This is a genomic window from Bacillus sp. 7_6_55CFAA_CT2, from assembly GCF_000238655.1.
Taxonomy (GTDB): domain Bacteria; phylum Bacillota; class Bacilli; order Bacillales; family Bacillaceae_G; genus Bacillus_A; species Bacillus_A cereus.
The window spans coordinates 91897-101514 of record NZ_JH414708.1 but is presented as its reverse complement, the minus strand read 5'-3'; the positions used below and the strand labels follow the sequence as shown (position 1 = coordinate 101514).

Below are 9618 nucleotides of genomic sequence, written 5' to 3'. Positions count from 1 at the left end.
ANANCTTTTTTTCATATATTATAGACCAGCTTGCTCTTTTAAAGCTGCAGCTTTGTCTGTACGTTCCCATGATAGATCTACATCAGTACGTCCGAAGTGGCCGTAAGCTGCTGTTTGTTTGTAAATTGGGCGACGTAAGTCTAACATTTTAATAATACCAGCTGGGCGAAGATCGAAGTTGTTACGAACTAGTTCTACTAGTACGTCTTCAGATACTTTACCAGTGCCGAATGTATCAACTGAAATTGATACTGGTTGTGCTACACCGATTGCGTATGCAAGTTGTACTTCTGCTTTTTCAGCAAGACCAGCTGCTACGATGTTTTTCGCAACATAACGAGCTGCATATGCTGCAGAACGGTCAACTTTCGTTGCATCTTTACCAGAGAATGCACCGCCACCGTGGCGAGCGTATCCACCGTAAGTATCAACGATGATTTTACGTCCTGTTAAACCAGCATCACCTTGTGGTCCACCAATTACGAAGCGGCCAGTTGGATTAATGAAGAATTTCGTTTCTCCATCCATTAATTCTGCTGGTACTACAGCTTTAATTACGTGCTCTTTTAAATCGCGATCGATTTCTTCCCATGTAACATCTGGGTGATGTTGTGTAGAAATTACGATAGTATCAACACGTACTGGTTTACCATTTTCATCATACTCAACTGTAACTTGCGTTTTTCCATCCGGACGTAAGTATGATAATGTATCATCTTTACGTACTTCAGTTAAACGGCGAGCTAATTTGTGAGCAAGCGAGATTGGAAGTGGCATTAATTCTTGTGTTTCATTACATGCAAAACCAAACATTAAACCTTGGTCTCCTGCACCAATCGCCTCAATCTCAGCGTCAGTCATTTGACCTTCGCGTGCTTCTAGCGCTTGGTCAACACCCATAGCGATGTCAGCAGACTGCTCATCGATAGATGTTAAAACAGCACAAGTTTCTGCATCGAATCCGTATTTTGCGCGTGTGTAACCAATGCCTTGAATTGTTTCACGAACGATTTTCGGAATATCTACGTAAGTAGAAGTCGTAATTTCCCCCGCTACCAATACTAAACCAGTTGTTACAGTTGTTTCACAAGCTACACGTGCATTTGCGTCTTTTGATAAGATCGCATCTAAAATTGAATCAGAAATTTGGTCACAAATTTTATCTGGATGTCCTTCAGTTACAGACTCAGATGTGAACAGATGACGTTTTTTTGTCATGTGGTAAACCTCCCTACAGTAATTGTATATATTGTACGGAACTCATCCTTAATTTGCCACAAACTGCGACATACATTTATTCTCCCACACAAGCATACAGAAAAACCTTTCCTACTTTACATAGAGGAAAGGTTTAATTTGCTACTTGCATACTGCTTTTTGCCCTTCGCTCTTATCGTTCGAGACCTGTAGCCTCGCACAGGTTTTAGCACCTATTCACCTGCATTTATCAATACAAGTGAGGTTGCTGGGCTTCATCGGGCCTGTCCCTCCGCCAGCTCGGGATAAGAGAGTATCCGTCCCAACCTATACTAAAGAAATGATATTCATTTGTCAATTAATATTCACATTTTCCTGAAAGTTTTTCTCAATACGCCTGAAATGAAATATTAATAAGGAAATAATGCATTCACACAAACAAAAAGAAATAAATAGTATACATTATTTATATAATTGTGTTATACTCTTGTTGGGGATTACGAGAAATATTTCATTAAATGAAAAGGATGGTATATAAATATGAGTACTGTGAATGTCCAAATTGGTTTACACGAATTATTGAACGGAAGCAATGCACAGATTCAACTAAGTGTTCCGCAATTAGTGGAAAAAGTATTAATGCGAAATGAAGGGAAATTAACTTCTACTGGTGCCGTTTCTGCTTCAACAGGAAAATATACAGGACGTTCTCCTAAAGATAAATTTATTGTGAAAGAAGCATCGGTTGCTGACAAAATTGCTTGGGGAGCTGTGAACCAACCGATTTCTGAAGAACATTTTAATAAATTATATACTAAAGTTTTAGAATACTTAAAAGAAAAAGAAGAGTTATTCGTCTTCAAAGGATTTGCAGGCGCTGACCGCAATTACCGCCTACCAATTCAAGTTATTAACGAATATGCATGGCACAATTTATTTGTACATCAATTATTCATTCGTCCAACTGAAGAAGAATTAACGACTCATGAATCAGAGTTCACAATTGTTTCTGCACCGAATTTCAAAGCTGATCCAGCTGTTGACGGTACAAACTCTGAAGCATTCATTATGGTTTCATTCGAAAAACGCATCGTATTAATTGGTGGTACAGAATACGCTGGAGAAATGAAAAAATCAATCTTCTCTATTATGAACTTCTTATTACCTGAACAAGATATTCTTTCTATGCACTGTTCTGCAAACGTAGGTGAAGAAGGCGATGTAGCATTATTCTTCGGTTTATCTGGAACAGGTAAAACAACATTATCTGCTGATCCAAACCGTAAATTAATTGGTGATGATGAGCACGGTTGGTCTGATAACGGTGTATTCAATATTGAAGGCGGTTGCTACGCGAAATGTGTAAACCTTTCTCACGAGAAAGAACCACAAATTTTCGATGCAATCACATTTGGATCTGTTTTAGAAAACGTTATCATTAATGACCAAACGCGTATCGCAGACTATAACGATACTACTTTAACAGAAAATACTCGTGCTGCATACCCTATGCATGCGATCGACAATATCGTACTGCCAAGTGTTGCTGGACACCCAAATACAATCATTTTCTTAACTGCTGATGCATCTGGCGTATTGCCTCCAATCAGTAAGTTATCAAAAGAACAAGCTATGTATCATTTCTTAAGTGGTTACACTAGTAAACTAGCAGGAACAGAGCGCGGTGTTACATCTCCGCAAGCAACATTCTCAACTTGCTTCGGTTCACCATTCTTACCACTTGATGCATCTCGCTATGCTGAAATGCTTGGTGAAAAAATTGAGAAACACGATGCGAAAGTATTCTTAGTAAACACTGGCTGGACTGGTGGCGAATACGGCGTTGGTAAACGTATGAACTTAGGTTACACTCGTGCAATGATTCAAGCTGCATTAAACGGTGAACTTGCGAAAACTGAAACAGCTAAACATGACATCTTTGGTCTTGAAGTTCCACTTCACGTACCAGGTGTACCTGACGAAGTGTTAATGCCTGAACAAACTTGGGCTGATAAAGCTGCTTACAAAGCAAAAGCAATCGAACTTGCAAACGAATTCAAAGCTAACTTCAAAAAGTTCGACAGCGTATCTGAAGACATTATTAACTTAGGCGGTCCAATCGCTTAAATTAAAACTTTCTGTTGAAATAACCCTTTACTCATATGAATAAGTGTCGTGTAACCGTAAAGTTTCGCGTACTCACCGACAAAACCCAATGCGGCTTAACGATTACACACACTTACATAAAAAAGAAGCTTACGTGAAAACGTAAGCTTCTTTCTATATCTTATATAAAGTGAAACGCTAATCTCTTCATCTGTGACCTTGATTATAAATATACATTATATCCCTACTCGCTACATCTCTCGGGTTTCACATCGTATGGTGCTAAAAAAGGCCCTGACCGCTTCTATCCGTGGCTGGATCATCTATTCCATCTAAAAAAAAGTCTTTTATCTTTTTTAGCTCTTTGTTAGTTCTTTCTCATCTTTCATGCTATAGTAACCTAAATTCACAACAATTAAGAAATAACCGCCCATAATCCCTACTGCAAATGCCCACATAACCATGTGGTGCTCAATTTCGTACATAATAATAGCACCCAAAATGGCAGCTGCAAAACGGTTAAACATACCGAGTGTCGGTGCTTTCGTCTTCTTTACAATACTATCTCCAAGCTTCTCAATTCGTCTCCCTAAAAGCCAAACGCAATACATACTTACAATAAGCCCAATTCCAGCGCCTAAAAAGTGTGCTGAAAACGGTGTTAACATCCAACCGAGTAACAAAATACCTAGTATATAATACGATTGGATTTTAAATGATCTTAGTGACATACTAATCATGCTGTACCTCTCTTCATTCGTTCTTATCTATCCAACAAAAAATTTCTTTCAAATTCATATTCCTTACATCCATTTCACTCAAATTAAAAACAACATAAACAGTATGTTTATGTTGTTTAAATGTTTTTAGGAAATAATATTATACAAGATTTCAAACATCATATTCTCATATTTTGTGACGGTTTTTCAAACTTTTTTCGTCCATTTATGAAAAAAATGATATCAATCTATGAACATACGGATATGATGTAATAAGCACACAAATAAAGGGGGCGTCTAATGATTTATTTTTTAATGGCTCTCATTCACCTCATTATCCCTGCACTTATTGGACTTTCATTGTATTGGTACACGAAAAACCATAGCATTTTTTACGCTGTCCTCGGTGTTCTTCTTCCAGGTATTATTCTTATTACACTCTTCCGTATTCCATTTTTAAACTTAATTCCACTTATTACTGCTATCTTATTTCTCATCTTCTTACCAAAAATAAAAAAATAGGAAAGCAGATCATAGGTGATCTGTTTTCCTATTTTGATATAGGTTCCCCTGCAATAGAATGAACTTTTACTTTCTCCGATTTCACAAACCATAGACCGACAAAAATGATAATTCCACCGATGATTTGTTGAAACGATACATATTCATTTGCCCAGACAGCTGCAAATAAAACCGCTACAAGCGGCGTTATATACATATATACCATCGTATGTGACGCCCCAATTTTTTGAACACCAACATACCACATTACTAGACCAAATACTGTTACAAAGAAAATAGAATATAGTAAAGCAAATAGTGTCATTCCGTGAGTAATGTGAAATGGCATGACAAACACATGTGGACCACTTAACAATAATAGCGGAATCGCACCCACTAATGCAGACCATGCTGTAACACGTAATGCTGAATATTTTTTAATTAATGGTCCTGCTAAAACAGGATAAAGCCCCCAGCATATTGATGTAATCAGTCCAATTCCATTGCCATAAAAAGAACTAGTAAGCGAATGTCCTGCTACTAAAACTAATGCTGCACCAACAAAGGCAGTCATAGAACCGATTAACTTTCGAGAAGAAAACTTTTCTTGTTTCAAGAAAATCGCAAATGCAGTTGTAAAAATAGGTGAAATAGAAATGAGTAAAGAGGCATTTGTAGCAGATGTATATTTGACAGTTTCCATAAATAACGTTTGATACAGTACAATACCTACAATGCTAACGATAATTAATCTAGGTATATCCTTTCGCTCCATATAAACCGACTTTTCAATAAAAAAGGTAAGGAGTAACAGAAGCGGTGCCGCCGCCATCATGCGAAGTGCAGTAAACTCAATTGCTGTAAATTCTAAAAGTCCATACTTCGCAATTGTATAGTTAATCCCCCAAATAATAACAACACTTAAAATTAACAACTCAATTCCCCATCTTCTCATGCGTATCCCCTCCGCAAAGAAGATTATACAGAAAATTCAATCACATGTACATTTCATTATGTGAAAAAATCTTTTTACTATTGAAACGTTTTGGTAAATGAAATTATATCGGCGATTTTCTGAATATATCGGCGCAACTCCATTTATATCGGCGATTTCCCAAATATATCAGCGTAACTCCATTTATATCAGCGATTTTTTCAATATATCGACTTATCAACAAAAATCGACAATAATAGCGACTTATAAAATAAAAAAGGCGATTCCAAAATACATTTTGGAATCACCTTTCCTTTACTATATTCGAACGTGTAACTTCATATTTGGATTATAAAACTGGCTTGGGCTCTTTAACTGAAAAGTTCCTCCACCTTCATGCCAATCAACAGTTAACTTATCATCCATAAATACAAGCTTTGTACGATCAGCGATAAAGTTCATTGTGCTTGATTCAATATCCACATCGCGCTCATCTTTCTCTGCTACAGCTACTAAATCGATAATTCCGCTCATAACACAACCGCAACCTTCATTATCGTAAAATAACTTTATATATTTCGCTTCACTTGGAATCGTATCCATAATCTTTTTATATGCTGCTTCTGTTACAGTAACGTACATACGTTAATCTTCATCCTCTCTTCTCTTATCATTCATATATTGTATCACCATTTTTCTCAAAAGTTATATACAGAAAATTAAGACTAATATACAATGTATGTGATAAAGTTTCAGCAATCGAGCTTTTATGAATAGTTTATGCAGGAGAAAGGAGGTTTACTATCCGTGTTCAAACTACAACGATATCCTATGTTATTAGGTCTATTGGTTAGTTTCTTCATTTCTAGCGGAATACTGTTACAGCATGTACTTCCCTATTCTCCTTCTATCGGCTGGATTCTAGGTTTTATTTGTTACCTATCCGCTTCTTATTTTACTACGAAGAATACAAACAACTCATAAAGCAAAAATCATCTTAAGGAGGATTATCAAACATGCCAGCCTTAAAAAAAATAGAGCAATCACTCAATCACTTATTCCAAATTGAAAAATACGGAAAAGATAGTGCCTTTAGTCGATTTATCCCAGCCGTATATGATCCTATCAAATTTCCTTGGCAACAATTTTTCGAAGTAAATTTTGTAGATTTATTTAACGGCCTTATGATGCACGGATCTGAAAATGTAAACAAAGTATTTTTAGCTGTATTCCCTACAGATGACGTTCTTGAAACATTCATTTCACAATCCACACCCGGTGATTTACTCTTTATGCACCATCCCCTTGTAATGGAGTGCGGTGATCCGCTTGGAAGATCAGGCCGCGGTTTCTTACCAATTCCTGAAAAATATTTGCAAGGAATAAAAGAAAAACAACTTTCTATATATACATGTCACGTACCAATGGATTTTCATCAAACACATGGAACGAGTATTTCAATTGCAAAAGCATTAAACGCTACTGTAGTGGACGACTTTGCATATGGAGGTCCAGAACAAGAACCAGTTGGCCTTATTTGTGAAATAGATGAAACATCAACAGAAGCACTCCAAAAACATCTAAAACAACTCTTCCAAATTCCTTACACAGACTTCGAAGGTAAACGACATGATTCCATCAAAAAAATCGCAATTATCGCTGGATGTGGCGATGTTGTATCTTTAATGAAGGAAGCAGAAGAAAAAGGTGCTGAAGCATATATTACAGGAGAAATCCATTGCCATATCGACAATGATTACGGCAGACATAAATACTCGCTCATTATGGATTATGTAAAAGAAACGAATATGTCTCTAATTGGTGTGTCACACTCTGCCTCTGAATATTTAGTGAAAGAGACATTGATGTATGATTGGTTTAAAGAGAATTTTGATGTGGATGTTATTTTGCTTCCGCAGGAGAAATGGTGGTTATAAATTTTTAAAGAGATAGCTAATTTAGCTATCTCTTTTTACTAAACTTAAAATTTCATGAGGCGTTTGAAAAATATAATCAGCCTCCTCGAATCCTTTCCTTGTTTTCGCTCCCCACAGGGCTAAACCAAATTTTGCTCCCGCTTGTTTTGCGCATTGTAAGTCATATACTGAATCACCTATGTATATCGCTTCTTGTGCATCTATATTCAATCTTTTTAGACATGTCACAAGTGGCTCTGGATGTGGTTTATGTTTTATTGTATCTTCTACACAAATAGAGTGTTCAAAATATGAATGTAATCCAAATGGCTTGAAATCATTGATAAACTCTTGGCGTGTTTTTGAAGTAACAATACCTGTTCGAATCTTATATGAAGATACTATTTCAATCACTTCCGCAATTCCTTTAAATACTGCAATTTCATTCTTAAAATCTGCCATATTACGTATCCATTTCTCATGAACTGCTTTCATATTTTCCACACCAATTTCTTGTAACGCAGCCATACCAGGAATACCTAATGCAAAATGTAGCTTTTCTAATGAATAATTCATCCCTTCATCTCGCAACGTTCTCTGTAATGAATATAAAACTGCTTTTTCCGTATCTAACATTGTTCCGTCAATATCAAATATAATTCCCTTCATTTTTGCGTCCCCCTTTACTTCACTCCAGTGATTAGCTCAATTCCATATTCTTTCACTACTCTTTCTAAATTGCCGGGAATAACATCATTCGTAATAATTGTATCTATTGATTCTAATGACAGTGCCTTAAAGTTTTGACGTTGATTCATTTTTGTCTCATCGGCAAGTAAAAACACTCCATTCGTTTGTTTAACAATTTGACGCTTAAAATGAATATCTTCCTCATACGCATAATAAACACCATCTTCTGTAAGGCCGGGTGATCCAATAAAAACTTTATCAAAATGATAATCTTTTAGTTTCTCCATTGCAGAAAAACCCGCCATATAACGTGAGTGTTTATTTAATTCTCCACCCAAAATATGAATATTTACATTCTCCATATCCATTAAATGATTTACTGTATCAATTGAATTTGTAACAACCGTTATATTACTTGCTGTCAAAAATGAAGCCATACAGTTAACAGTTGTTGAAACATCAAGATAAATAATTTCATTATCTCCTACAAAAGAAGCAGCTTGCTTTCCAATAGATATCTTATATTCAATTTCTTTTTCCTCACGATTTACATAATCCGATATTTTACGGTGGAAAGATGATAAAGCTACACCACCATGAGTTCGTATTATTGTTGTTTCATTTGTTAACTTTACAATATCTCTTCTTGCTGTATCTCTGGAAACTTGAAATAGCTCACACATCATCTTCAAACTCATCGTCCTATGTTCATTCAAATAATCCATTATTTTTATTAAACGTTCCTCTTGATTCATACTCTCACCCATTTTCATTTACTTTTAAGTACTTTTAAGTTATTTTAAGTATATCACAACAAAATAACTTAAATAAACCTTAAAATAACTTAAAACGGAAGTGAGAAAATGCTACGTACAATTATTTTTGATTTTGATGGCACACTAGCTGATACTTTACCTTTATGTTATTACTCGTTTCAAAACGTTTTTTGGCAATTTGATAATAAAGAAATTACTGAAGCAGAGATTCTTTCTATGTTTGGTCCAAGTGAAGTTGGTATTATTCATGAGAACTTACTTTCTGAAGAAAAAGAAGTAGCAGTTGAAAGATACTATGAATGTTATGAAGAAAAGCATCATGATTACGTAAAGCGAAATCATGAAATAGTAGACCTTTTAATACATTTAAAAAAACAAGGGTTTCAGTTAGCTATCGTAACTGGAAAAGCAAAAAGAAGCCTGGATATTTCTCTAAAAGCATTAGGATTAGTTTCTTTCTTCGACTGTATAGTAGCTGGAGATGATGTAATGAAGCCAAAACCTGACCCTGAAGGTATTCTTCTTGTATTAAATACATTAAATGTAAATGCAAACGAAGCAATTTTTATTGGGGATAGTGATGCTGACATACTTGCTGGAAAACAGGCAGATGTACGAACGATTGGCGTACAATGGTTACCAAACTATCAATCTGCTACATTTACTGTGCAACCAGATGATTTTATTAAGAAAACAGATGATTTTCTCATCTCATTAAATACTAGATTTTCAAAATAAGTAATGGATATTTTATAACTACTTATTATTCTGTATTTATA

Annotated in this window: 11 protein-coding genes and 1 riboswitch; of the genes, 5 read left to right on the top strand and 6 right to left on the bottom strand. The window is 35.5% G+C overall.

Annotated elements, in window-relative coordinates:
* Positions 1 to 18 precede the first annotated feature (18 nt).
* Complete coding sequence (metK, locus tag HMPREF1014_RS00610; protein ID WP_000163123.1) at positions 19 to 1218, bottom strand: methionine adenosyltransferase; 1200 nt, start codon at positions 1216 to 1218, stop codon at positions 19 to 21.
* Positions 1219 to 1387: 169 nt separating this feature from the next.
* Positions 1388 to 1509, bottom strand: a riboswitch (SAM riboswitch).
* Positions 1510 to 1737: 228 nt separating this feature from the next.
* Between metK and pckA the strand changes: the two genes are divergently transcribed.
* Positions 1738 to 3324 (top strand): phosphoenolpyruvate carboxykinase (ATP), encoded by a 1587-nt coding sequence (gene pckA / locus HMPREF1014_RS00605; RefSeq protein ID WP_000108802.1) that lies wholly within the window; start codon positions 1738 to 1740, stop codon positions 3322 to 3324.
* Positions 3325 to 3659: 335 nt separating this feature from the next.
* Here the strand turns inward: pckA and HMPREF1014_RS00600 are convergent, their stop codons facing one another.
* Complete coding sequence (locus HMPREF1014_RS00600; RefSeq protein WP_000624926.1) at positions 3660 to 4043, bottom strand: ATP synthase subunit I; 384 nt, start codon at positions 4041 to 4043, stop codon at positions 3660 to 3662.
* 279 nt (positions 4044 to 4322) lie between these two features.
* Here HMPREF1014_RS00600 and HMPREF1014_RS00595 point away from each other — a divergent pair, with 279 nt between their 5' ends.
* Positions 4323 to 4544: a hypothetical protein gene (locus tag HMPREF1014_RS00595; protein ID WP_000639042.1), complete on the top strand. Its 222-nt coding sequence runs from the start codon at positions 4323 to 4325 to the stop codon at positions 4542 to 4544.
* A gap of 28 nt (positions 4545 to 4572) precedes the next feature.
* On the opposite strand, the gene HMPREF1014_RS00590 is transcribed toward HMPREF1014_RS00595, so the two are convergent.
* Together HMPREF1014_RS00590 and HMPREF1014_RS00585 are read right to left on the bottom strand one after the other, a co-directional pair.
* Positions 4573 to 5478, bottom strand: coding sequence for a DMT family transporter (locus HMPREF1014_RS00590; protein ID WP_001255414.1), 906 nt, complete (start codon positions 5476 to 5478; stop codon positions 4573 to 4575).
* Between the two features lie 297 nt (positions 5479 to 5775).
* Positions 5776 to 6099 carry an iron-sulfur cluster biosynthesis family protein gene (locus tag HMPREF1014_RS00585; RefSeq protein ID WP_000289569.1) on the bottom strand — a complete coding sequence of 108 codons (324 nt, stop codon included), beginning with the start codon at positions 6097 to 6099 and terminating at the stop codon, positions 5776 to 5778.
* Positions 6100 to 6264: 165 nt separating this feature from the next.
* Between HMPREF1014_RS00585 and HMPREF1014_RS31445 the strand changes: the two genes are divergently transcribed.
* Positions 6265 to 6441, top strand: coding sequence for a hypothetical protein (locus tag HMPREF1014_RS31445; RefSeq protein ID WP_043306157.1), 177 nt, complete (start codon positions 6265 to 6267; stop codon positions 6439 to 6441).
* A 32-nt stretch (positions 6442 to 6473) separates the two neighbouring features.
* Entirely contained in the window at positions 6474 to 7394 is a 921-nt protein-coding gene (locus HMPREF1014_RS00575; RefSeq protein ID WP_001111136.1) for a Nif3-like dinuclear metal center hexameric protein, read from the top strand.
* A 21-nt stretch (positions 7395 to 7415) separates the two neighbouring features.
* Here the strand turns inward: HMPREF1014_RS00575 and HMPREF1014_RS00570 are convergent, their stop codons facing one another.
* The gene (locus HMPREF1014_RS00570) at positions 7416 to 8042 is read right to left on the bottom strand and encodes an HAD family hydrolase (RefSeq protein ID WP_000676030.1); all 627 of its coding nucleotides are present in this window, start codon (positions 8040 to 8042) and stop codon (positions 7416 to 7418) included.
* Between the two features lie 14 nt (positions 8043 to 8056).
* Positions 8057 to 8818 carry a DeoR/GlpR family DNA-binding transcription regulator gene (locus HMPREF1014_RS00565; protein WP_015382478.1) on the bottom strand — a complete coding sequence of 254 codons (762 nt, stop codon included), beginning with the start codon at positions 8816 to 8818 and terminating at the stop codon, positions 8057 to 8059.
* A 108-nt stretch (positions 8819 to 8926) separates the two neighbouring features.
* Here HMPREF1014_RS00565 and HMPREF1014_RS00560 point away from each other — a divergent pair, with 108 nt between their 5' ends.
* Positions 8927 to 9577, top strand: coding sequence for an HAD family hydrolase (locus HMPREF1014_RS00560; protein ID WP_000946543.1), 651 nt, complete (start codon positions 8927 to 8929; stop codon positions 9575 to 9577).
* Positions 9578 to 9618 lie beyond the last annotated feature (41 nt).

Coding starts and splice junctions, on each gene's coding strand:
- metK (WP_000163123.1), bottom strand. CDS start 1,218: ATGACAAAAAAACGTCATCTGTTCACATCTGAGTCTGTAACTGAAGGA.
- pckA (WP_000108802.1), top strand. CDS start 1,738: ATGAGTACTGTGAATGTCCAAATTGGTTTACACGAATTATTGAACGGA.
- HMPREF1014_RS00600 (WP_000624926.1), bottom strand. CDS start 4,043: ATGATTAGTATGTCACTAAGATCATTTAAAATCCAATCGTATTATATA.
- HMPREF1014_RS00595 (WP_000639042.1), top strand. CDS start 4,323: ATGATTTATTTTTTAATGGCTCTCATTCACCTCATTATCCCTGCACTT.
- HMPREF1014_RS00590 (WP_001255414.1), bottom strand. CDS start 5,478: ATGAGAAGATGGGGAATTGAGTTGTTAATTTTAAGTGTTGTTATTATT.
- HMPREF1014_RS00585 (WP_000289569.1), bottom strand. CDS start 6,099: ATGTACGTTACTGTAACAGAAGCAGCATATAAAAAGATTATGGATACG.
- HMPREF1014_RS00575 (WP_001111136.1), top strand. CDS start 6,474: ATGCCAGCCTTAAAAAAAATAGAGCAATCACTCAATCACTTATTCCAA.
- HMPREF1014_RS00570 (WP_000676030.1), bottom strand. CDS start 8,042: ATGAAGGGAATTATATTTGATATTGACGGAACAATGTTAGATACGGAA.
- HMPREF1014_RS00565 (WP_015382478.1), bottom strand. CDS start 8,818: ATGAATCAAGAGGAACGTTTAATAAAAATAATGGATTATTTGAATGAA.
- HMPREF1014_RS00560 (WP_000946543.1), top strand. CDS start 8,927: ATGCTACGTACAATTATTTTTGATTTTGATGGCACACTAGCTGATACT.